Genomic DNA, 22,483 nt, shown 5'->3' with positions numbered 1-22,483 from the left:
ATTTAATGTCAGAAAATCAAAATCATTCTGAAAACACACAAAATGAAAAAAATACTAGTGTAGAAAAAGAAAACAGAAAAGAAAAGTTAAACACATTAAGAAGTATGGGAATAAACCCGTTTCCAAATAGTTATGATGTAACTTATAAATCAAAGGATATAGCAGAGAAATTTGAAGAGCTTGAAAAGAATGAAACTGAAGTTGCCGTTGCTGGAAGAATTATGCTTTATAGAGTTATGGGTAAATCTTCATTTTTAACTATAAAAGATTCAGTAGGCACTATTCAAGCTTATATACAAAAAGATAAGCTTGGCGATGAGTTTTATAATACAGTATTCAAAAAACTTATAGATATAGGTGATATTGTTGGAGTAAAAGGAACTGTTTTTAAAACAAAAACAGGAGAGATTACAATATATGCAAGCGAATTAAAGCTTCTTACAAAATCATTAAATCCGCTTCCTGAAAAATTCCACGGACTAACTGACACAGAGCTTCGTTATAGACAAAGATATGTTGATTTAATAATGAATGATGACGTTAAAGAAGCATTTATTAAACGTTCTAAAATGATATCTGCTATAAGAGAAGTAATGATAGAAAATAACTTTCTTGAAGTAGAAACTCCTATGATGCACCCATTAATTGGAGGAGCTAAGGCTAAACCATTTGTTACACATCATAATACTTTAGATATGACACTTTATTTAAGAATAGCACCTGAACTTTATTTAAAAAGGCTTATAGTTGGCGGTTTTGATAAAGTATTTGAGCTTAACAGAAATTTCCGTAATGAAGGAATATCTACAAGACATAATCCAGAGTTTACTATGATGGAAGCTTATATGGCTTATGCTAATTTCCACAAGGTTATGGAATTGGTAGAAGAGGTGTTCTCAAAAGTATGTTTTAAATTAAATGGAAAATATAACTCTCAATATAAAGATTATGAGATTAATTTTAAGCCTCCATTTGCAAGAATACCTATGGTTGATTTAGTTAAAGAGCATTCAGGTCTTGATTTCAATGCTATAGAATCAGACGATGAAGCTATATCAAAAGCAAAATCAATAGGAGTAGAGATAGACACTTCAAAAAGCAAGCCTACTAAATGGGAAGTAATGGTTGCGGTATTTGAAGAGAAAGTTGAAGAAAAACTTATTCAGCCTACATTTGTTATTAATTATCCTAAAGCAGTTTCTCCTCTTTCAAAATCTTATCCTGACAATCCAGACATTACAGAGAGATACGAACTCTTTATTGGCGGAATGGAGATGTCTAATGGATTTAGTGAGCTTAATGACCCAATAGACCAAAAAGAGCGTTTTGAAGAGCAGTTAAAAGCAAAAGCTCGCGGTGAAGATGAAACTATGGATATGGATTTAGATTTTATTAACGCATTAGAATATGGGCTTCCTCCTACAGGCGGTCTTGGCATAGGAATAGATAGAATGGCTATACTTTTCTTAAATGTGCCTAGCATTAGAGATACTATTCTTTTCCCCCAAATGAGAAAGTTAGAATAGTGAAATTTATTTGATATTAATATTATTTTATTATATAATAATAGTGTATGAATATATCAAATAAATTAAATTATTTAGCTTTATACTTTATTAAAGCAAGCAAGCTAATCAAAAAATTATAATAAATGGAGTAATTTGTGAAAAATAATAGTATAGATATTTTAAATAAAATAGAATGTACTGGTTGTTCTGTTTGTGAAAAAGTATGTCCTCATAATGCTATAGAAATGATAGAGACAAAAGAAGGATTTCGTTATCCTCTAATAGATGAAGATAGATGTACAAATTGCGGTTTGTGTGTAAAAAAATGTCATGCTTTGAATGATAATTTTAAAACCAATTTCAAACAAGAAATATATGATGTTAGAGCTAGTGATGATATAAGGATGAAAAGTTCATCAGGCGGTATGTTTACTATATTAGCTAATTATGTATTGGAAAATAATGGTTATGTATGTGGAGCTGCTTTTACTAAAGATTGGCTTGGAGTTGAGCATATTATAATTAATAATGAACAAGATTTAGATAAATTAAGAGGCTCTAAATATATAGAAAGTAGTTTAAGAAATACTTTTTTAGAAATAAAAAAATTACTTAATGAAAAAAAGCAAGTATTATTTAGCGGATGTCCTTGCCAGGTATCTGCTTTATACTCTTATTTAGGAAAAGATTATGATAATTTAATTACAGTTGATTTGCTTTGTAATAGTATAGTACCTCAAAAAGTTTGGAAAAAGTATTTAAAAGAATTATTTACAGATGAAGAAATTAAAAATATAGAGTATGTTAGTTTTAGAGATAAAGAAAAATTTGGTTGGAATGCTGATCATAAGATATATATTAAATGGGATAATAGAGAATATATATCTAGGGGTTGTTATGATATTTATATACAATCATTTTTAAAACATATATCTGTGAAAGAAGAATGTTTACGTTGTAAATATAGAAAATATGAAAGGGTTGGAGATATTAGTATTGGTGATTATTGGGGTGTAAAAGATAATGATAATAAGGGAGTAGGTCTTACATTAATAAATAGCAAAAAAGCTAAATATATATTCGATATTATAAATAGTTCTTTTACCTATAAGAATGTTACTTCTATAAAACCTTCAAATGGAGGAATAAATGGAAAAATCAAAGTATTAGGGAATAGAAAATATTTTTTTGATAATTTTGACAAAGAGAGTTTAAAGGAATTATTCTTAAATTATGACAAATTTGATATATGTTTAGTAGGTTTTTGGTTTGCTAATAACTATGGTGCTATATTAACATATTATGCTTTATATAAATTATTAGAAAATCTTGGTTTTTCAATATTAGTATTAGATACACTAGATAAAGATGCTAACATGTATAATTATTATAGTAAAGGAATTGCTAGAGAATTCGCTGAAAAATATTATGTTAATATATTTGATAATATAAATAAAGAATCTTTACATGAATTGAATAATAAATGTGATATGTTCATAACAGCTTCGGATCAATTATGGAACAATTTTTTATCTAGAGATATGGTATCTGATTATAGTAAATATATATATTTTTTAGAATTTGTGGAAAATAGCAAGAAAAAGATAGCTATTTCTACTTCTGTAGGTGATGATAATCAAAAATTATACTCAGACTATGTATACAATCAAACTGTGAAATATTATTTATCATTATTTGATTATATTTCCATTAGAGAAAAGAAAACAGTTAATTTTTTTAATGAGAATTTAAATATAAAATCAGATTTTGTATTAGATCCTGTATTTTTAATAGATAGAAAAGAATATGATAAGTTGATTTATAATGATGAAAATATATCGGATTATATTTTTTGTTATGTACATAGTAAAGAAAAAGTGAAAGAAGTTGTTAATGAAATAGCTTTAAAAATAAATAAAAAAGTTATATTTTCAAATCATAGAAGTGATGGTTTTATAGAAAAACCTGAAGAGTGGTTATCTTTAATAAAGAATGCTTCATGTATTATAACAGATGGGTTTCATGGGACGTGTTTTTCTATTATATATAATAAACCTTTTTTATGTTTGCGTTATGATTATTATGAAAGCAACCTAAATAGGATAAATTCTATTTTGAATTTATTTGATATAAAAAATAGACTTTTACCTATCTCTAAAGATATAGTAAATGAAACCAATGCCATTAACTATGAACTTTTATTCTATATGGACTATACCGAAATAAATAATATTTTAGAAAAAGAAAAAGATAGATCTTTAGAATGGATAAAAAATGCTTTGTATTCTGATAAAAAAATAAAAGATGATGATTATAAAACTAATATTATAAATATACTTATAAAAGAAAATAATGAGTTAAAAATTAATATTAGTAAATTAAATAAAAATATAATTCCAAAATTAGATAATAGAATAAATCAGATAAGTGATGAATTGATAAGACTTAATAATGAAAAAATGAAATTAATTAATGAAATTAGAGAAAATAGAAATTGGATAAAATTTTTTGGAATTTATAATACAAATAATTATATTTTTGCATATTTGTTTGGAATAAAATTTACTTTTAGAGTTAATGAAAATAGTATTAATAAAATAGCTTGGTGGATACCAGTAAAAAAGTGGCGTGAAAGTTTTAGGTCTAAATTTAAAATAAGACCAGACCAGACCAGACCAGACCAGACCAGACCAGACCAGAAATAATATGTAAAGAGTACATACAGGTTTATAATAATTTAAAAACTAAAAAATTACAACCTATGTTACATTCAAAAAATGTAGCATAGGTTGTTTATTGCATAAATTTATTTGCATAGGAGATATTATGAACATAGATGAAATAATGAATAAAATAGTCTGGTGGATACCTTTTAAAAATTTAAGAAATGCTGTTAGGGAATACTTAATCTATAGTGTTAATTTAAATATCGAATTATTGAAAGAAATGAAAAATAATAATAAAAAATATGAAGATTTAAATAAAAAATAAATAACTTATCTAAAAATTTTGAACTGATATTAAATAACTTAGAAAAATTAAATATTAAATTACCTATTCATATGAGCAATTCTGAGAGAGAATTATTTATAAAACATATAAAAAATAGTAAAAATTATATTGAATTTGGAGCTGATGGTAGTACTTCTATAGTATCAAAAATGACAAATGCCAATATAATATCTATAGAAGGAGATCCTAACTGGCTTGAATATATGAGAAATAATAATACTATTTTTGAAGCAGAACAAGCTTCTAGATTAAAATTTTATTATGTAGATATAGGAAAAGTTGGAGATTGGAGTAGACCATAGATGATTCTGCTAGAGAGTCATATCCTAATTATTCTAAATATGTGTTTACTAAATTGAGTAAAGAAGAAATGAACAATATAGATACTATACTTGTTGATGGTAGATTTAGAGTTGCTTGTGTATTAAATAGCATATTTTATTGTAGAAATGCTGTAATTATAATACATGATTTCTTTAATAGAGAATATTATAATGTACTACTCAATTACTTAGATATTGTAGAAAAAGCAGATACATTAGGAGTATTTAAAATAAAAAAAATATTAATTTTAATTAAGTAGAAAAATTAATAAATGAATATGTTTATGATATTAGGTAAATTTGTAACAAAAAAATATTTATGTTAAAATCTATTCTATTATATAGAAAGGACAAAAAATGAAGAGAATATTTTTACTATTTATAGTATTTATTTTAGCTATTTCTTGCTCTAATAAAACAGAAAAGAATGAAAGTGCTGCTATGCCAAATGAAGCACAATTAACTTCAAAGACTACTTATTTTGAAGGAGATTTTGTTTATTACGCTGATTCTGCCATATTTAGTAACTATGCAGAGATGAAAAATTATCCTGTAGCTATGGAAGGGGAGTATATTAATTTAGAGAGAGAATATACTGCTTTTAATTTTGCTGAGCCTACTAAAGTTAATCTTAAAGTAGAAGGTTATTTGGAAAATAGGGCAGGTATGGAAGAAGGCACTACCAACAAATATTTAATAGTTACAAAGATTATAGGATTTGATACTAATAAAACTACTCCTTTATTTACTGAATAATTTTATTGTTAATTTTGTTGTTAATGTAGAAGAATTAAAGCTAACTTATATGTAATTACATAAGTTAGCTTTTTTTATATGTATAAAACACATTTAAATTTATTACTCTTTTTGGTATAATATAAAGAAAAAAAATTGGAATAAAAATGCTTAATAAAGAATATATAAACTATTTAGAAAAACAAAATATATTAATACTAGGTGCTACATTAAGAAGCGGAGTTAGTATTGCCAATGTTTTGTATGATATAAATTGCAATAATAATATTAATATTAAATATGCTCTAAGTGATAGTAAAACAAAAGAAGAATTAAAAACAAGTATAGAAGCATTAAAAGATAAAAATATAAAATTACACTTTGGAAAGCAAGATATAAATGTTTTAGAAGATATTACATTGATAATAATGTCTCCCGGAGTGCCTCAAAGCATAGATATAGTGAAAGAGGCTAAAAAAAGAAGTATAAAAGTTATAGGGGAGATAGAGTTTGCTTATAATTTAATTCCAGATAGAAATTATATATCAGTAACAGGTACAGATGGCAAAACTACTACAGTTAATTTAATTTATAGTATTATAAGTTCCTATAAAAAGGCTAGATTATTAGGCAATGTTGGAAATACTTTTTCTAAAGAAGTTGAAAGTATAGAAAAAGATGAAGATATAGTATTAGAACTTTCTAGTTTTCAGTTAGAAACAGTTTATAATTTTCATTCTCATATTTCTGTTATACTAAATATAGCTGAAGACCATTTAGATAGGTATGATGATATAGAAGATTATTTTAATACCAAAAAAAATATTACTAAAAATCAAAATGGCGATGACTTTTTAATATTGAATTATGACAATTATTATACTAATATATATTATAATGAACTTATAAAAACAAAAGATTTAGCTTTTAATGTATTAACTTTTTCTACTAAATGTAAAGAAGCTAATTTATATTATAACAGTGAAGATGAATGTTTGTATTATAACAATGAAAAATTATTTTCTATAGCAAAAAGACAACTTCTTGGAATGCATAACATAGAAAATATTTTAGCTTCTGTTTTGGTGTGTTTAAAAGATAATATACCAGTAGAATATATAGATAAAGCTGTTAATAATTTTAAAAGCATAGAGCATAGATTAGAGTTTGTAAGAGAAATTGACGGAGTAAGATATATAAATGATTCTAAGGCAACATCAATGAGTGCTGTTATGAGTGCTTTGAAAGCGTTTGATAAAGACATCATACTCATTATGGGTGGAAGAAATAAGGGTATAGATTTTAAACCTTTAAAGTCGATTATAGAAGAGAGAGTAAAAAAACTTATTCTCACAGGTGAAGCATCTGACGATTTAAACAACATGATAGAGGTTTCTAATAAAATTATTGTGAGAGATTTCACAGAAGCGTTTAATTATGCTAAAGAAATAGCTGTAAAAGGAGATACTGTTTTGCTTTCACCGGGATGTGCAAGTTTTGATAGTTTTAAAAATTATGAAGAGAGAGGAAAATATTTTAAAAGTTTAGTTAATGAATTGAATACTTTTTAATAATTTTTATTAAATTTAAATAAAATAAATTAAAAAAACTAATTTTTTAGAGGTAATAGTATAGATGAATGTTCATAAATTAATATTTAAGATACCTTTTATAGTTACAGTTTCAGTTATAATTGCTACAATATCTAGTATAATTATGGTTTCTCTTTTGGCATCAAAGGCGATGGATGTTATAGTGAGAAATGGGCTTGAGTCGAATGTTTTGTCTTATAATAAGCTTGTTGATTTATGGTTTGAAGATAATAATAATTCTATGGTGAATTTCTCTAAAAATAATGATGTTATTAATTTTCTTCAAAATACAAATGATACTGTTTTAAGATTAAATGCTGAAGATGCATTAAAATCTTTTGCAGATAGTAAAAATTCTTTTTTGAACTTTATCATTATAGATACAGCAGGAAACGCTATTTTAGATTCTTCAGGAGGAAACTTATTAGGAGTATCAATTAATAAAGCAAATGAAGATTGGAAAATGTTTGAAGCTTCTGGATATAATACAGGAGGTGAAGATAGTATAGAAAAATCTCTAATGACAGGGCTTCCAACTTATAGATTATGGCATGGTATAAAAGATAATAATGGTAATTTAATAGGGGTTTTAGTAGGTAATGTAAATTGGGCAGATTTTGTTGATAGATTTATTATCAATTTTAGTATAGGTAATTCTGGTCAAATTGTTATTATAGATAAAAATAAAAAGATATTAGCTCATAAAGATAAAAATAAAATATTGACAACAGATAATTATCCGCCATATGAAACAGTGATAAAAGATAAAAATGGTATCATTACTTATAAAGATGCCAAAGAAGTATATTATATGTCATTTCATAATATAAAAAATACAAATTGGTATATTATAGTTTCTATGGCTAAAAGTGAGTTATATGCTCCTTCAAGAAATATGGTTTTGTATGCCATAATAACTGCTATTGTTGTTATAGGTGTTTTGGTTTCTTTTGCTATTTTATTTACTAAGAGACTTATTTCTTATGTTAATGAAGCATTGAGGGTGGCTAGTATCATATCTGACGGAGATTTAACTTTTAATATAGCTGATAAATATTTAAACAGAAAAGATGAAATGGGCTATTTAATAAGAAGTTTTGACAATATAAGAAATTCTATGAAGAGCATAATTGAAACAGCAAATTCTAATATAGACTTAACTAAAAAAACAGCCTATTCGCTTTCTTATGCCAACAAAGATTTATATAACAGAACAAATGAACAAATAGATTCTTTAAGTAAAACAGCAGAAGCTACAGAGGAGATATCAAGCACTATAGAAAAATCTGTGGAAAATGCTAATTTAATTAATAAGATGATGATAGAGTCAAGGGATGCTATAGAGAAAGCAGGAAGTATCATAGCAGAAACTGCAAAAAATACAGAAGAAGCCTTTGAATATAGTAATAAAATTAGCGGTTTAGTAAAGTTTATAGAAGACATTGCTTTTCAAACTAATATACTTGCCTTAAATGCTTCTGTAGAGGCAGCACGTGCTGGTGAACAAGGAAGAGGGTTTGCAGTTGTAGCTTCTGAAGTTAGAAATTTGGCGCAGACTACACAAAGCTCTGTTAATAATATAACTTCTTTTATTAACGGCAGTAATGAAAAAGTAAAAAATGCTACCAATTCTGCTAATACATCTAGAGAATTATTTGCTGATATAGAAAATAAAATAAATGAAACAACAAAAGTAATAGAAGATATGGTTAATACAACAAATGAACAGATGGCTGGCATTAATAATATCAATAGTGCTGTTATGAATATGGATTCTAAGACTCAAGAAAATACTAGTTTAGTATATTCTATGCAGGAATCTTCTCAGGAACTTGAAAAACAAATGGAAGAATTATTTAATGCTATGAGCTTTTTTAAGGTTGGTCCTCGTAGATTAGAGTGGACTAGTCAATATTATACACATAATAAAATAATAGATGAACAGCATAAACAGATTATAGATTATGCTAATAAAGTGCATCATGCTCTATACAATAATGATAAAAATGAAGTTGATGAAGCATTTAAAGGTGCTATAGATTATACTAAATATCACTTCTCTGAAGAGCAGAAAATACAAATGCAAAATAAAGAGAATTATCCAAAAATAAAAGAACATTTTGAGGAACATAAAAAGTTTATTAAAGCTATTAATGAAGAATATGAAGCATTTAAAACTAGTTCTAATTGGCGAAATATTGCTGAAGATTTCTCTAGACTTCTAGCAAAGCTCTTAATAGAACATATTGGTGTTTGGGATAAAGAGTTTGTAAAAACTGCTGATATAAAAGATTATTAATTATTCCAGTTTGAACCAAATGGGGAGCTTTCTATTAATTTATTATAGAATAGCTCTCTTATTTGTTTTAAAAAGAGCTTTGTTTCATTGCTTGAATAGTCTGCGTAAGTCCAAGGTAGTTCAGTATATCCTTTTTTCTTTTTGTATATTAGAGTTAAATCAGCAAATACTCCGTCTTTTAAATATATTCTATGAGTGAAGTTTTTATTTGTTACTAGCACAAAGTTTTCTAAAGTAAGTATTGCAGGGTCTATATTTATTTTTCTGTTATTATTACTGTCTAAATATTTTTTTTCTATTTCATCAGTTATTTTTTTTACTTCTACTATATAATCTCGCTCTATCATATTTTCAAATACTATAAATCTTTTTTTTAAATCTTCTCCCATTTCATCAGCATAATAATGAGAATGAGAAAATAAATACTCTTCTCCAATTATTTTAGTGTTTCCAAAATTGTTTATTAGTTCGTTCAAAGTATTATTATATATTTCAGATTCACTATACATTAATGCAATAACAAGCACTGCTTTTGATTGTTTAATAGATTTACTCATTGTAGTATAATATATTAATTTAATTTTATGTTCAATAGCTATATGGACATAATTTTAATAATAATATATTATTAGATTATAAATAAGGTATTTTGGTTTATGAATAATAATTTTTTTAAGGCTGTGTCTATTATTTCTTTATTATTTATTATGCTTTTTGCTAAGAAGCAGGTTATAACAGGTGAGATTAGAGTAGTAGGTACTTATCTTTTTCCAAATGTAGTTATATCAGAAAACAATATAGATTATTATTTTGATAAAGATTTTTTTGAAGAGTATTCTAAATATCAGGGTAAAATCATTAGTATAGAAGCTAAAGTTAAAAAAGAAACACTATGGCTTGCCGATAGAAGTAAATCTTTTGACAGATATACAATAAAATGGGTTAAAAAAATTGAATAAGAATATGCGTTTTCTGTTTTTTATTATATTATGATAAATGTTTTATGCTTGACAAAAAAATAATTATAAAGTATATTTAAGCATCATAATTTAAATTGCTATTAACTTAATAAATTAAGATAAATATAATCTTTGAAGGAGAAAAAATGAAACGTACTTATCAGCCAAGTAAGTTGCGTCGTGCTAGGAAATTTGGTTTTTTTAAACGTATGGCAACAAAGCACGGTAGAGATGTATTAAAACGTAGAAGAAGAAAGGGTAGATATCGTTTAACTTCTGCCGATGAGTGATGTTAATCAATCATTAAATGGTAATACTAATCTGATTAATGATCGGGAAAAAAATAAGAGAGTATCATTTAGATTATATCGTAAAGAAAAACTTAAAAATAAAAAAGATATAATTTGTTTTTTTAATAAAAATGATAATTCTAATTTGCTAAAGTATAGTAATTATTTTTTTACTATGCTTGTAAAGCAAAATAATCGTTCTTATTCTAGATTTGTTGTAACAATAAAAAGAAATAAAGCTAATGCTGTAAAAAGAAATAGGGTGAAAAGAATTGTTAGAGAAATCTATAGAACAGAAAAAACTAATATACCTTTAGGGTATGACTATTTTATCATTATTAATAGATACATTTCCCGTTCATTTTTGGATTATAAAAAAGAGTTAATGAAGTTGTTTAATAGGATTTAGTGGATTTGGTTTTTTATGCTTAAGAAAATATTATTGTTTTTAATTTTTATATATCAAAAAGCAATATCACCATATCTTAAGCCTTCTTGTAGGTATATTCCTTCTTGTTCTGAATATGCTAAAGAGGCTGTTATTAAATATGGTGCTTTTAAAGGCAGTTTTCTCGCTATAGCAAGAGTACTTAGGTGTAATCCCCTTGCTAAAAAAATATATGATCCTGTTCCATAATTATTTTTAAGGAGCTTTTTTGTTTTATGAGTAATAACAAGAGAATGATTTTAGCCGTTGCACTTTCTGGAGTAATCTTGTTTGCATATATGTTCTATCAGGCTAAAACAATTAAACCCGTAGCAAATGAAAATATACAAACTAACAATACAAATCAAAATAATAATATTGAAAATCAAAACGTATTATTAAATACTTCAGAAATACAAAAAGTTGATTATATAACTAATGATAGTTTAACTAATGATACTACTGAAACATTAGAAAATGATTATGTTATAGCTACATTTAAAAATGGTTCTTTGTTTTCATATAAACTTAAAAATTATTATAAACAAGATTCTGAGATAACAAATGAAATTGTTGATATGGTAGAGCAGGTTTATGAAGGTATATATCCTTTTACTCTAACTTTTCAAAACCTATCAAACTCTATAGCTTTACCTAATATTTTTAATTATTATTCTGTGAAAGAAAATAATACTATTACATATGTGGCAGATGCTTCTTTAGAGGGAAATCCTATAAGAATAAAAAAGACTTTTGCTTTTGGTGAAGACCCTTATCAATTAACTAATACAGTAACTATAGAAAATCTTGGAGAAAAAGATCTATCTATGTATTATTCTTATTTTTTGGGTACTGGTATTGGGCCTTATAGGACTGAGAAAAATGCTGTGAGAGAAGATGCTACAAAGGCACAGTATTTAATAAAGGGTAATGGTAAGTCAAAAGTTCTTCTTACTGGGGATATAGTTAAAGAAAATATATTCTCAAAATTGTTCGGTTTTGGTAATGGTGCTAAAACTAATAATGTTAGATACAATATTTATGAAGGTCAGGATAAATGGGTGGCTTTAAATAATAGATATTTTGCTATTATTTCTAGCCCCGCACAGTCTAATGCTAAGTTTGAAACTATGACTTTTTCTAGGCCTGTTACTAATGAATATAGAAATGATTTCCATGTTGCTAATTTAATATCTGAGCATAATATAAAATCTGGTTCTTCAGTTGTAGACACTTATTCTGTTTATATAGGACCAAAGGTAAGAAGAATATTCTCTAAGTATTATCTTGAAGAGTCTTATGAATCAATATTCCAAGAATCTTTCTTAGGGCTTAATTTAAGACCTTTAACTTATATATTAGATGTTATTTTGAATGTTTTATATGGTTTTACTAAGAGTTATGCTTGGGCGATAATATTATTTACTTTACTATTTAAAATTGTTACTTATCCGCTTAACCATGCTTCATATAAATCCATGAGAAAGATGCAGCTGGCTAATCCTAAAATAGAACGTATTAGAGAGCAGTATAAAGATAATCCTGAAAAATTAAATGCTGAAATAATGAATATTTATAAGAAAGAGAAAATTAATCCTTTGGGCGGATGTTTACCTATGCTTTTACCTTTCCCGCTTCTTATAGCATTTTTCTATTTGATGCAGTCTATGGTAGAGCTTAGAAATACTCCTTTCTTGTGGATTACAGATTTATCTTCTCCAGATAGGTTATTTGTATTTCCAGCATCTATACCTATTTTGGGCGGTTTTAATTTCAATTTATTCCCTATACTTATGGCTGTTACAAGTTATGTTAGTATGAAGATACAGCCTTCTTCTTCTGCAGGTGCTTCTGGACAGGCTGCTATGCAGATGAAGATGATGACTACTATATTCCCGCTTATGATGCTTTTTATGTTCTACAATTTTGCAAGCGGTTTGGCTTTATATTGGACAGCACAGAATATTTTTGGGGTAATTCAGCAATTTATAACTTCAAAACTTTTAAATAAAAATGATTCTAATAATGAAACGGTTGTTGAAGAAAAATATACTAAAAAAAGAAATGCAAAAAAGAAAAGAAAATAGATTTATTCTTTTTTAAGGAGGAAATTATGTTAGTAAAAGAGTTTAGTGGCAAATCTGAGAGAGACGCTATTAATAATGCCCTTACAGAACTTAATCTTACAGAGGATCAAGTTAGAGTAGAGGTGATAGACAAAGGTAAAAGGAGTATTCTTGGAATAGGAGAAGATTCGCCCACTATTATAAGAGTTTTTTATGAAGAATTGGCTAATGATTTGAATGAGTTTCAAGAAATTATGGCCACTGTTTTAAAATATATGGGTATTAATGCTGAAGTAACTGTAAAAGAAGAAACTGAAAAAAGAATATATATAGATATTTCTACAGAAGATTCTGGAGTTTTAATTGGTAAAAAAGGAAATACTTTAGAGGCTTTACAGTTCATAATATCATTAATAGCTTCTAAAAAATTTGGCGATGATAATGAGAGACATATTATATTAGATGTTGATGGATATAGAGACAGACGTGAAGAGACTTTAAAGCATATGGCTCGTCAAGCTGCACAGCAAGCTAAAAGAACTAGAAGAACTGTTTCACTTGAGCCTATGTCTCCTTATGAAAGAAGAATAATACACTTAGAATTACAAAATGACCAAGATGTAGAAACTAAAAGTGATGGTGAACCGCCATATAGAAGTGTTAGAGTTTATTCTAAAAAGAAAGGCGGATACAATAATAAAAGATATAATGATAAGGGCGGATATAATAAATCCTATTACAGAAATAGATAACTAATTAAAAAATAATTTATACAAAAATTGAGGCTGCATAAATAAAATGCGGCCTTTTTTATTTTTATTGTAAAATATTAAAAATAGTTATATTATATTATTAAATAATTTATTGGAGGGAAGATAAAATGATAAAAAAATCATTGTACTTTATTTTTGTTGTTTTATTTATTAGCTGTTCCAATAAAGATAAAACTGGTAATGATGCATTTAGTGTTGATTATTCAAAAGGTTTAGAGCAGTTTAATAAAAGTAGTTATGTTTCAGTTGATAGTTTTGATGCTTCAAGTGTAGATACAAACTTAAAAAATGCATATTTATGGGTAGCTATAAAATATAACAAATTATCATCTTCTATTAACAGCAATAATACAAATGAACCTGATTATTTATTATATTTAGATGTTGAAGGAAAAGGATTAGATTACACTTTTTCTGTACCTAAAGCAAATCAAAAATTTGTAGAGGGTTCTTTAACTTTTTCTGAAGATGCTTCGTCTCTTACAATTAAGTTTACAAAAAATATATTATATCCAACTCTTATAGGTAAAAGTTTTGTATGTAATAAAAAGTAATATTATTCGAATCTTGTAAATGGCATATTTTCTATAGCTCCTTCTGCACCTATAGTTTCATTCAAATTACCATCTATTAAGAATATAACATTATCTATACCTTCAAATTGTGTTGCTGTGTATACTAATTGATATATTTGAAGCATAGTGCCTTCATTTCCAAGTGGATTAAATTCAAAACTTTCATTAAAATTCAAATAAACAGTATTACCTTCTACAAATATGTCTAATAACTCTGTATCTTTAGGGATGCAGCTTATTATATTATTTTTGTTTTCATTATCAGTAGCACCCTCTAATAGAGTTTTTATTGTTTCTTCTATTGAGTTGTTATTTTCTATGTTTCTCTTTCTAAATATTAATGTAATAGAGCCTGTATTTTCATCATATTCTACTAAATACACTCCTTCATTGTTTGTGTTTTTTAAGCTTCTCTCATTAGAATAATCTCTTTTTACACTATTATTTGCTTTTGAAGTTTTATATTTTGCTATATCTTTTTGTGCTTTTTGTATAATTTCTTTTTTTTCTATATTTTCTTTTGTGTTTATTATTTTGTTTTCTTCTCTTACTACATTATTATTTATTTGTCTTTCAGTATTGTTAATTATTCTTTCATTGTTCTTAATTACTCTTTCAGTATTATTAGGGTTAACTAAGTCGTTTATCACTCTATTATAATCATTGTTGTTTTTTATTATGCTATTATTATTTGGCATTGTGCTTGTTTGAGAGTTTGCTATTAAATCTCTTTTTGATGTTGTTTCTTCTATAGTGTTATTTCTTGTTTCACTTATATTATTATTATTATTATTATTATTATTATTATTAACTAGACTATCTACCAATCTTTCATAATCTTCTTGAGTATTATTTTTTACAGGTGGTTTCTTAACTGAATCATTTCCTGAAGTTATTACTCTTTCTCTGGAATTATAATTATTCTCTTCTTTTTTGTCTCCTCTAAAATAATAATTATAATTATTTGTATTATATTTTTCTTTAGGTTCATTATTATTTCTCATATAGCTTGGAGGGGTTGAGCTATATGTAGTAGTTGCTGGTCTCATTGTTTTTATATCTCTTGAGGTGTTTTCTTTTGGTTTTAATATATCATAAAATATACTTGAAGAAATGTTGCTATTATTTGCTATAGCAGTATTTTTATTTTCCTGAGATGTTTTATTATTTATTGAATTAGTTACTTTTTCTAGATAGTTATTTTTTTTTTCTACTTGGGTTATATTTTCTAAATTATTATTTTTTGCATTATCATTATCTAGATTTTTATTTTGCTGTATCATCTCTTGTATATAATTATATGAATCATTAACTATATTGTTTTGATTTTGTTCTTCTGCATTTGCTATATTATCTTTTTGTTCTTCTATATAGTTTGGGTTATTATCTTGATTATTATTATTAAAAAATACAGATAATGAATCTCTTGTAATTGTAGAGTTGTTTTGTGTAGTATTTGTATTTACAGAAGTCTCGAGCATAGAGTTTGTTTCATAAGCCATAATTGATAAAGTTTCATTTGTATTAGATTTTATAAAGAAATTAAAGAGCGGTACATTATCCAAGAAACTTATTTTGTTTTCATTCTCACTTCCTGTTGTTTCTAATGTGAGAGCTTCTCTGTGATTAATGCTAAAAAAATCTTTTACAGCAATATCTACCATAGGGGAATATTTTTTTATAACAGTAAACAGTATAGATACAAGTAATATAAATAAAACCGATATAATTATAGGTTTTTTAAAATTAAACTCTTTATCTTCACTTCTTGTTCTTCTTGTATATGATATACCTTTAGATTTAGCTTTTAATTGCTCATATCTTGGCACTTTGCAACTCCATTTTTTATTGTATCGTTATAATTATCGAAAAAATAGAAAATTCTGTTAGAATTTTATTATATATATAAGTAAATATATTATTAATTAATTGCATTATATTTCTAAATATAGTATTATTACTTAACCATATATAGAAGGGGAGAATTATGTTAAAAAGAATATTACTATTTTTTTGTATTTCTGTTTTAATTTTTTCATGTACAAATAATGTAAGTCGTTCTTCAAAAGAATTGTTTATTAATGCTGGGGAAGAGCCAAAGACAATAGACCCTACATTATCTGGAAATGATTTTGTTTATCCAAGACATGTATTTGAAACTTTGATAATTAAAGATAAGAATGGAAATTTGCAAGGCGGAGCTTGTGAGAGTTGGGATATTTCAGATGATGGACTTACATATACTTTTCATTTGAGAGAGAATGGTAAGTGGTCTGACGGATTAAATGTAACAGCAAATGATTTTGTTTATGCTTTACAAAGAGCTGCTAATCCTGCTAGTGCTGCTGAATATACTTCATTTGTAGAATATATAAAAAATGCTATAAAAATACTTTCTAGCGAACTTCCAGTAGAAGAACTTGGAGTAAAAGCAATAGATGATTATACTTTAGAAATAACTTTAGAGGCTCCTACAGGTTATTTTTTAGATATACTTACTTATCCTATATTTGCTCCTGTTAGAAAAGACATAATAGAAAAGTACGGAGATAAATGGTCATTAAGCCCAGAAAGCTATATTGGTAATGGTGCCTTTATTATGACAGAAAGAAACCCTGATGAAAAGATAGTTGTAATTAAAAATACTAACTATTGGAATAAAGATAATATTGTTCCAGAAAAAATTACTTTTGTGATGATGAAAGATGCTACTTTAGCACTTGCTGGTATAAAAGATGGTTCATTAGACTTTTCTGTTAATATTATAGAGCAAGATTTAGCAAAACTTAAAGAAGAGGGTATAATTAATATAGCTCCATATTTTTCTACAGTTGCTTTTGGTATAAATGCTACTAATGAAGTTTTAAAGGATGTAAGAATAAGAAAGGCATTATCTTTGGCAATAGATAGAAATTATATAGTAGAAAATGTTGTTCCTACTGCAAAATCACCTACTAGTGCTTGGGTTCCTGTGGGGGCTTATGATGTTAGCGGAGATTTTAGAGAAAATGGCGGAGAATATATTGATTTATCTAAAGATGCTTATTCTAATAATGTTGAGATGGCTAAAAAATTATTGGCTGAAGCAGGATATCCTAATGGTGAGAATTTTCCTGTATTAGAATATAAAACTACTTCAGATTTGGTTTATATGCAGGTAGCTGAGGCTGTGCAGCAGATGTGGAAAGAGAATTTGGGTATTGATTTGAAAATAACTGCTTTAGAATGGGCTGCTTATCAGCAAATGAGAAGTGACAAAGATTATCAGCTTATAAGAACTTTATGGATTGGTGATTATAGTGACCCTATGACTTTCTTAGAAAATTATTTAAGCTATAGAAGTCAAAACTCTACAGGATATAGTAATGCTATGTTTGACCAATATATAGAAACTGCTAGATCTACTGCTAATCAAAATATAAGAATGGAGGCTATGCATAAAGCTGAAAAATTATTAGTAGCAGAAGATAATTTGCTTATCCCAATATACAATCCATCAAATCCAACTTTGGTAAGCAAAAGATTAAAAGATTATGTATTAACTCCATTACAAGAATATCAATTTCACTATGCTTATTTAGAATAAATTGTTAAATTATATTTTACAGTCCCTTATCTTTTTTGGATAAGGGATTTTATTTTAAAAATATTGTGTATCATAAAAAATAAATACACTAATACCGATAATTGCATTAATTTAATAATAATTATTTGGATGTTTATGAAAAAGTTCTTTATTTTTATATTGTTATTAATATGTTCATGTTCTACTACAGAGCAAAACAAAATCACAGAAAATAATACAACAGATAAAAAAGATATATTAGATGGCAGAAAGTTTAAATTAGTTAGTATATATCCAGAGATGGGTATTACAATTGAATTTAATGATAATAAAATAAATGGTTTTTCAGCAGTTAATAGATATTCATCTTTATATGAGATAGATGGAGATATTTTTAATGTATATAATTTAATAACAACATTAATGTCTGGAAGTAAAGATAAAATGAAAGCAGAAGATGAATACTTAAGGCTTTTAAAAGATGCTACTTCATATAAGGTTGAAGGAAAAAAATTAACTTTATACACATTACTTTCTAGTAATTATTTGGTTTTTGAAGAGATATGAAAAAAAATAATTTAAAAAAGATATTTATAATATTTATATTTTTTATAATATTTTCTTGTTCCTCCACTAAGAAATCATTATCAGTGTCATCTAGCACACTTACAGGTAAAACTTATAAGCTTATGAATATGTTTGAAGATAATGGTATTACAATATCTTTTTATAATACAGAGTTTTACGGTTATGGCGGAGCTAATACATATTTTGGAGAATATGAACTTAGAAGAGGTAATATTTTATTTATAAAAAACATAGAAGTTACAAAAATATCAGAAGAAGAAGAGGCTATAACTGAAGAAAAAGATTATTTAAAATATTTAACAGCCGCTTCATCTATAGAGTTTAATGGTGAAGAGTTAGTTATAAACACTTTAGATAATGATCTTAAGCTTATTTTTAAAAGACTTTATTAGATATATAATTTCTTTCTTATATATTTCTAAAAATCCTATTTTATGTTATAATATTTGCAATTAATTTTATGGGAATATTTTTTATATGAGAAGTAATCTCATCTCTTTCATTAAAAGAAAGAATGAATCAATACATACAACACAAACTATTTATATTGCGTCAATATTTAGTATTATAGGGGGATTTGTTGATTCATATACTTATATTACAAGAGATGGTGTATTTGCCTATGCTCAGACAGGAAACATTATATTTCTTGCTATGAGTATTGCTGAAAGAAATTTCTTTGAGGCTATACATTATTTAATATCTATTTTTGTATTTATAATAGGTATTTGGTTTGCATTATATATAAAAAAAATATTAAATAAAAAAAAATTAATGGAATTAGAATATTTAGTAATACTAATAAATGCCATTATACTTTTTGTAGTTGGTCTTTTACCTAGAGATATATTTGACAGTTTAGTTATCAGTTTTATAGCTTTTATGTCTGGTATTTTGATGATAACTTTTAATAGGGTTGAGGGACTTGCTTATGTTACTAATATGTGTACTGGAAATTTGAGATCTGCTTCAGAAAATTTTTTTAAATTCTTGTTTAATAAAGATAAAACAGGTTTAAAAAATGGTCTTATATATTTAAGTATTTTATTATGTTTTATGTTTGGAGCATTTTTGGGTAGTTTATTTACTAACATTTTAGGTACTAAAAGTATATGGATAGCTAGCGGATTATTGCTTATAGTTGAGAGTTTAATGTTTTTTGATAATTAATTTTTGTTTAATTTTTTGTGTATTTTTTTGTATTGATGAAAATTGTTTTTATATATATAATTTAAGGATATTTTTATGGATTATTATAAAATACTTAATGTTAATATATTTGCAAGTGAAGAGAAAATAAAAAAGTCTTATAGGGAGTTAGCAAAATTATATCACCCTGATAGAAATGCTGGAGATGATACTAGTGCTAATAAGTTTAAAGAGATTACTGAGGCTTATGATGTTTTATCTGACAAAAAAAAGAGAATGGAATATAATATTAAGTATTTAGCTAACAATAAATATGTTATTACAGGCCTAGCAGCTTTAGGTTTAGGCGTTAGTATAATAGTTGGAAGTAAGAGAAGAAAATAATTTTTTATTTTTGATTTTATATATAAGCTTTTATTTTTTATGTATTTTATTAATGAGGATATGTTAAAATGGCAAACAAAAGAGATTATTACGAAGTATTGGGAGTAAATAAAACAGCTAGTGCTGATGAAATTAAAAAGGCATATAGAAAATTAGCTATGCAATATCACCCTGATAGAAATCCGGGAAATAAAGAAGCAGAAGAGAAGTTTAAAGAAGCTACAGAAGCTTATGAAATATTATCTGATGAGAAGAAACGTGCACAATATGATCAATTTGGTTTTCAAGGTGTTCATAGTGATTTTGCTGATGCTTATGGAAGAGGCGGATTTGACTTTTCACAAATGTTTGGAGGTTCTGGCGGTTTTGGGGATTTGGATGATATATTTAGTTCTTTTTTTGGAGGCGGATTTTCTTCTAGAGGTTCAAGAAGTCAAAGAAGAGGTAATGATTTAAGACATGATATTACACTTTCTCTTGAAGATGCTGTATTTGGAAAAAAGATGGAGATTAAATTAGATAAAAAAGATATTTGTGATGCTTGTCATGGAAGTGGAGCTGAACCCGGTACAAAAACTCAAACTTGTCCTTCTTGTAATGGTACAGGCGAAGTAAGAATGGCTCAGGGATTTTTTAGTGTGAGAAGAACTTGCAGCAGATGTAATGGTACTGGCTCTATTGTTACTACACCTTGTAAAAAATGTCATGGAACTGGTACTATTAAAAAGCCTAAAACTATATCTGTTAATATACCTAAGGGAATTGATGATAATACTCAATTAAGAATAGCTGGTGAAGGTGAGGCTATAGCTGGAGGTGTAAATGGAGATTTATATCTTTATATACATGTTGCACCGCATCAATATTTTGTTAGAGAGGGTATTGATTTAATTACTGAAGTGGGTATTAATATAGTGCAAGCTACTTTAGGTGATGATATATTTATAGAAACATTAGATAAGAAAAAAGTAAAAATAAAAATTCCTGCTGGCACTAATAGCGGACAGATTTTTAAGTTAAAAGGAAATGGTGCTAATCATATTAATAGGTCATCTCGAGGAGATTTATTTGTTATAGTAAATATTGATGTTAATAATAAATTATCTTCTGAAGAGAAAAGATTATTTAATGAACTTAAAAAAGTTATTCCAAATAATGAAGAGCCAAAATTGAGAAAACCTAGCAGAAATAATTTATAATTTTTTTGATATTATTTCTAATAATTGATTTGCACTATCTTCAATACTTGGAATATTTTCTATTGAAGATGAAAGGCTATTATATAACTCTTTATCTTCTATGAGTGTAATTAATTTATTACATAAAGATATTGGATTTTGAGAGTTATATATTAGAGCATTTTTATTATCTATGCTAATCTCAGCGGATGGGCTTTTAGAATCTATTATTGGTATTTGTTTATTATTCCAAGAGGATATTAATTCTATATAGAAAGGGTCGTCTATATTATGTATTAAAATTGTATAGGCGTTTGATATTATCTTTTCTATATTAGAATTATAATCCACTAACTCTACATAGTCTTTTATATTTAATTTATTTATATTATCTTCTAAGTATTTGTTGTATCCTACTATTATTAATTTGTATATCTCTTTATTATTTTTTATTGAATTATTTATATATTCACAGTAGGCAGCAGTGCATTTATATATGCTGTTTTCTGCATTAAAGAAAGTGAGTATATAATTCTCTTTATTGTTATTATTATTAAAAATATATGGTGAGTAATATGGGCGTATAATTTCTATTGCTTTATTATTATAAATATATTCCAACATGTTTTTTGTTTTTTCATTGGCACATAACACTATATCTATATTTGAAATACTTTTATAATCTTCTTTTAATTTTCTTTTATTATTATTTTTATATATATTTTTTTGAAAGTTTATTGAATACCATATTATTAAAGGTGAAGTTATTCTCATCTTATTAAACATATTTTTTATTTTGTATGCTATTATATTCATCGGATAGTCTATAGCTATTATTGCGTTGGCATTTTTTGATTGATTTGCTATTTCTTTTATATTTGTAAACTTTAATGACAGATGTTTTTTTGTAATGTATCCATGAAAAGTTTTTGGAAATTTATTTGAATATAATGTTACTTTTACCCCTTTTTTATATAATAACTCTATTAAATTCAATATAAATATATTTGTTTTATTTTTTATTGTGATATTTGATGTTAATATTATTATTTCTTTCATA

24 protein-coding genes are annotated in these 22,483 nt (G+C 26.0%); 21 read left to right on the top strand and 3 right to left on the bottom strand.

Annotation, left to right across the window (positions count from 1 at the left end; translation table 11 throughout):
• Positions 1-5: 5 nt before the first annotated feature.
• The 8 genes from lysS to GQX97_RS03390 all read left to right on the top strand — a co-directional run bounded on the left by lysS (position 6) and on the right by GQX97_RS03390 (position 9,469).
• The gene (gene lysS, locus GQX97_RS03415; RefSeq protein ID WP_157150543.1) at positions 6-1,526 is read left to right on the top strand and encodes a lysine--tRNA ligase; all 1,521 of its coding nucleotides are present in this window, start codon (positions 6-8) and stop codon (positions 1,524-1,526) included.
• Between the two features lie 137 nt (positions 1,527-1,663).
• Complete coding sequence (locus GQX97_RS03410) at positions 1,664-4,213, top strand: polysaccharide pyruvyl transferase family protein (protein ID WP_232473252.1); 2,550 nt, start codon at positions 1,664-1,666, stop codon at positions 4,211-4,213.
• Between the two features lie 121 nt (positions 4,214-4,334).
• Entirely contained in the window at positions 4,335-4,499 is a 165-nt protein-coding gene (locus GQX97_RS14915; RefSeq protein ID WP_232473251.1) for a hypothetical protein, read from the top strand.
• A gap of 71 nt (positions 4,500-4,570) precedes the next feature.
• Positions 4,571-4,822, top strand: a complete 252-nt coding sequence (locus GQX97_RS14910) for a hypothetical protein (RefSeq protein ID WP_232473250.1) — start codon at positions 4,571-4,573, stop codon at positions 4,820-4,822.
• Between the two features lie 53 nt (positions 4,823-4,875).
• On the top strand, positions 4,876-5,103 hold the full coding sequence (locus GQX97_RS14905) for a hypothetical protein (RefSeq protein ID WP_232473249.1): 228 nt from the start codon (positions 4,876-4,878) through the stop codon (positions 5,101-5,103).
• A 97-nt stretch (positions 5,104-5,200) separates the two neighbouring features.
• On the top strand, positions 5,201-5,599 hold the full coding sequence (locus GQX97_RS03400; RefSeq protein WP_157150542.1) for a copper homeostasis protein: 399 nt from the start codon (positions 5,201-5,203) through the stop codon (positions 5,597-5,599).
• A 146-nt stretch (positions 5,600-5,745) separates the two neighbouring features.
• Positions 5,746-7,149, top strand: coding sequence for a UDP-N-acetylmuramoyl-L-alanine--D-glutamate ligase (gene murD / locus GQX97_RS03395; protein ID WP_157150541.1), 1,404 nt, complete (start codon positions 5,746-5,748; stop codon positions 7,147-7,149).
• Between the two features lie 64 nt (positions 7,150-7,213).
• Positions 7,214-9,469 (top strand): methyl-accepting chemotaxis protein, encoded by a 2,256-nt coding sequence (locus GQX97_RS03390; protein ID WP_157150540.1) that lies wholly within the window; start codon positions 7,214-7,216, stop codon positions 9,467-9,469.
• Here GQX97_RS03390 and GQX97_RS03385 read toward each other — a convergent pair.
• The gene (locus tag GQX97_RS03385) at positions 9,466-10,026 is read right to left on the bottom strand and encodes a DUF4416 family protein (protein ID WP_198391194.1); all 561 of its coding nucleotides are present in this window, start codon (positions 10,024-10,026) and stop codon (positions 9,466-9,468) included. The two genes, GQX97_RS03390 and GQX97_RS03385, sit on opposite strands and share 4 nt — an antisense overlap.
• A gap of 99 nt (positions 10,027-10,125) precedes the next feature.
• On the opposite strand from GQX97_RS03385, the gene GQX97_RS03380 reads away from it, so the two are divergent.
• The 7 genes from GQX97_RS03380 (at position 10,126) to GQX97_RS03350 (ending at position 14,538) form a co-directional block, all read left to right on the top strand.
• Positions 10,126-10,428 (top strand): hypothetical protein, encoded by a 303-nt coding sequence (locus GQX97_RS03380; RefSeq protein WP_157150539.1) that lies wholly within the window; start codon positions 10,126-10,128, stop codon positions 10,426-10,428.
• 146 nt (positions 10,429-10,574) lie between these two features.
• Positions 10,575-10,718 carry a 50S ribosomal protein L34 gene (gene rpmH, locus GQX97_RS03375; protein WP_014933193.1) on the top strand — a complete coding sequence of 48 codons (144 nt, stop codon included), beginning with the start codon at positions 10,575-10,577 and terminating at the stop codon, positions 10,716-10,718.
• Positions 10,711-11,127, top strand: a complete 417-nt coding sequence (gene rnpA, locus GQX97_RS03370; RefSeq protein WP_157150538.1) for a ribonuclease P protein component — start codon at positions 10,711-10,713, stop codon at positions 11,125-11,127. Before rpmH ends, rnpA begins: the two co-directional genes overlap by 8 nt.
• A 15-nt stretch (positions 11,128-11,142) precedes the next feature.
• Positions 11,143-11,355 (top strand): membrane protein insertion efficiency factor YidD, encoded by a 213-nt coding sequence (yidD, locus tag GQX97_RS03365; RefSeq protein WP_157150537.1) that lies wholly within the window; start codon positions 11,143-11,145, stop codon positions 11,353-11,355.
• Between the two features lie 26 nt (positions 11,356-11,381).
• Positions 11,382-13,232 (top strand): membrane protein insertase YidC, encoded by a 1,851-nt coding sequence (yidC, locus tag GQX97_RS03360; protein ID WP_198391193.1) that lies wholly within the window; start codon positions 11,382-11,384, stop codon positions 13,230-13,232.
• A 26-nt stretch (positions 13,233-13,258) separates the two neighbouring features.
• Complete coding sequence (jag, locus tag GQX97_RS03355) at positions 13,259-13,963, top strand: RNA-binding cell elongation regulator Jag/EloR (RefSeq protein WP_157150536.1); 705 nt, start codon at positions 13,259-13,261, stop codon at positions 13,961-13,963.
• A 128-nt stretch (positions 13,964-14,091) separates the two neighbouring features.
• A complete protein-coding gene (locus GQX97_RS03350) occupies positions 14,092-14,538 on the top strand; it encodes a hypothetical protein (protein WP_157150535.1) in 447 nt (148 codons plus the stop codon).
• Positions 14,539-14,540: 2 nt separating this feature from the next.
• Here GQX97_RS03350 and GQX97_RS03345 read toward each other — a convergent pair whose 3' ends face one another.
• Positions 14,541-16,388 carry a GerMN domain-containing protein gene (locus GQX97_RS03345; protein WP_157150534.1) on the bottom strand — a complete coding sequence of 616 codons (1,848 nt, stop codon included), beginning with the start codon at positions 16,386-16,388 and terminating at the stop codon, positions 14,541-14,543.
• A gap of 158 nt (positions 16,389-16,546) precedes the next feature.
• On the opposite strand from GQX97_RS03345, the gene GQX97_RS03340 reads away from it, so the two are divergent.
• From GQX97_RS03340 to dnaJ, 6 genes are all read left to right on the top strand, one after another.
• Positions 16,547-18,145: a peptide ABC transporter substrate-binding protein gene (locus GQX97_RS03340; RefSeq protein WP_157150533.1), complete on the top strand. Its 1,599-nt coding sequence runs from the start codon at positions 16,547-16,549 to the stop codon at positions 18,143-18,145.
• A 135-nt stretch (positions 18,146-18,280) separates the two neighbouring features.
• Positions 18,281-18,691: an META domain-containing protein gene (locus tag GQX97_RS03335; protein ID WP_157150532.1), complete on the top strand. Its 411-nt coding sequence runs from the start codon at positions 18,281-18,283 to the stop codon at positions 18,689-18,691.
• The gene (locus GQX97_RS03330) at positions 18,688-19,104 is read left to right on the top strand and encodes an META domain-containing protein (protein ID WP_157150531.1); all 417 of its coding nucleotides are present in this window, start codon (positions 18,688-18,690) and stop codon (positions 19,102-19,104) included. Before GQX97_RS03335 ends, GQX97_RS03330 begins: the two co-directional genes overlap by 4 nt.
• 85 nt (positions 19,105-19,189) lie before the next feature.
• Positions 19,190-19,882 (top strand): YoaK family protein, encoded by a 693-nt coding sequence (locus tag GQX97_RS03325; RefSeq protein ID WP_157150530.1) that lies wholly within the window; start codon positions 19,190-19,192, stop codon positions 19,880-19,882.
• A 75-nt stretch (positions 19,883-19,957) separates the two neighbouring features.
• Positions 19,958-20,245 carry a DnaJ domain-containing protein gene (locus GQX97_RS03320; protein ID WP_157150529.1) on the top strand — a complete coding sequence of 96 codons (288 nt, stop codon included), beginning with the start codon at positions 19,958-19,960 and terminating at the stop codon, positions 20,243-20,245.
• Between the two features lie 68 nt (positions 20,246-20,313).
• Complete coding sequence (gene dnaJ / locus GQX97_RS03315) at positions 20,314-21,444, top strand: molecular chaperone DnaJ (RefSeq protein WP_157150528.1); 1,131 nt, start codon at positions 20,314-20,316, stop codon at positions 21,442-21,444.
• On the opposite strand, the gene GQX97_RS03310 is transcribed toward dnaJ, so the two are convergent.
• Positions 21,439-22,482, bottom strand: a complete 1,044-nt coding sequence (locus GQX97_RS03310; RefSeq protein WP_157150527.1) for a glycosyltransferase — start codon at positions 22,480-22,482, stop codon at positions 21,439-21,441. The genes dnaJ and GQX97_RS03310 overlap by 6 nt on opposite strands.
• Between the last annotated feature and the right edge of the window lies 1 nt (position 22,483).

It is taken from the genome of Brachyspira sp. SAP_772 (genome assembly GCF_009755885.1).
In the GTDB taxonomy this organism is placed as follows: domain Bacteria; phylum Spirochaetota; class Brachyspiria; order Brachyspirales; family Brachyspiraceae; genus Brachyspira.
This window is presented reverse-complemented; position numbering and strand designations above follow the sequence as displayed.

Coding starts and splice junctions, on each gene's coding strand:
- lysS (WP_157150543.1), top strand. CDS start 6: ATGTCAGAAAATCAAAATCATTCTGAAAACACACAAAATGAAAAAAAT.
- GQX97_RS14915 (WP_232473251.1), top strand. CDS start 4,335: ATGAACATAGATGAAATAATGAATAAAATAGTCTGGTGGATACCTTTT.
- GQX97_RS14910 (WP_232473250.1), top strand. CDS start 4,571: ATGAGCAATTCTGAGAGAGAATTATTTATAAAACATATAAAAAATAGT.
- GQX97_RS03400 (WP_157150542.1), top strand. CDS start 5,201: ATGAAGAGAATATTTTTACTATTTATAGTATTTATTTTAGCTATTTCT.
- murD (WP_157150541.1), top strand. CDS start 5,746: ATGCTTAATAAAGAATATATAAACTATTTAGAAAAACAAAATATATTA.
- GQX97_RS03390 (WP_157150540.1), top strand. CDS start 7,214: ATGAATGTTCATAAATTAATATTTAAGATACCTTTTATAGTTACAGTT.
- GQX97_RS03385 (WP_198391194.1), bottom strand. CDS start 10,026: ATGAGTAAATCTATTAAACAATCAAAAGCAGTGCTTGTTATTGCATTA.
- GQX97_RS03380 (WP_157150539.1), top strand. CDS start 10,126: ATGAATAATAATTTTTTTAAGGCTGTGTCTATTATTTCTTTATTATTT.
- rpmH (WP_014933193.1), top strand. CDS start 10,575: ATGAAACGTACTTATCAGCCAAGTAAGTTGCGTCGTGCTAGGAAATTT.
- rnpA (WP_157150538.1), top strand. CDS start 10,711: ATGAGTGATGTTAATCAATCATTAAATGGTAATACTAATCTGATTAAT.
- yidD (WP_157150537.1), top strand. CDS start 11,143: ATGCTTAAGAAAATATTATTGTTTTTAATTTTTATATATCAAAAAGCA.
- yidC (WP_198391193.1), top strand. CDS start 11,382: ATGAGTAATAACAAGAGAATGATTTTAGCCGTTGCACTTTCTGGAGTA.
- jag (WP_157150536.1), top strand. CDS start 13,259: ATGTTAGTAAAAGAGTTTAGTGGCAAATCTGAGAGAGACGCTATTAAT.
- GQX97_RS03350 (WP_157150535.1), top strand. CDS start 14,092: ATGATAAAAAAATCATTGTACTTTATTTTTGTTGTTTTATTTATTAGC.
- GQX97_RS03340 (WP_157150533.1), top strand. CDS start 16,547: ATGTTAAAAAGAATATTACTATTTTTTTGTATTTCTGTTTTAATTTTT.
- GQX97_RS03335 (WP_157150532.1), top strand. CDS start 18,281: ATGAAAAAGTTCTTTATTTTTATATTGTTATTAATATGTTCATGTTCT.
- GQX97_RS03330 (WP_157150531.1), top strand. CDS start 18,688: ATGAAAAAAAATAATTTAAAAAAGATATTTATAATATTTATATTTTTT.
- GQX97_RS03325 (WP_157150530.1), top strand. CDS start 19,190: ATGAGAAGTAATCTCATCTCTTTCATTAAAAGAAAGAATGAATCAATA.
- GQX97_RS03320 (WP_157150529.1), top strand. CDS start 19,958: ATGGATTATTATAAAATACTTAATGTTAATATATTTGCAAGTGAAGAG.
- dnaJ (WP_157150528.1), top strand. CDS start 20,314: ATGGCAAACAAAAGAGATTATTACGAAGTATTGGGAGTAAATAAAACA.
- GQX97_RS03310 (WP_157150527.1), bottom strand. CDS start 22,482: ATGAAAGAAATAATAATATTAACATCAAATATCACAATAAAAAATAAA.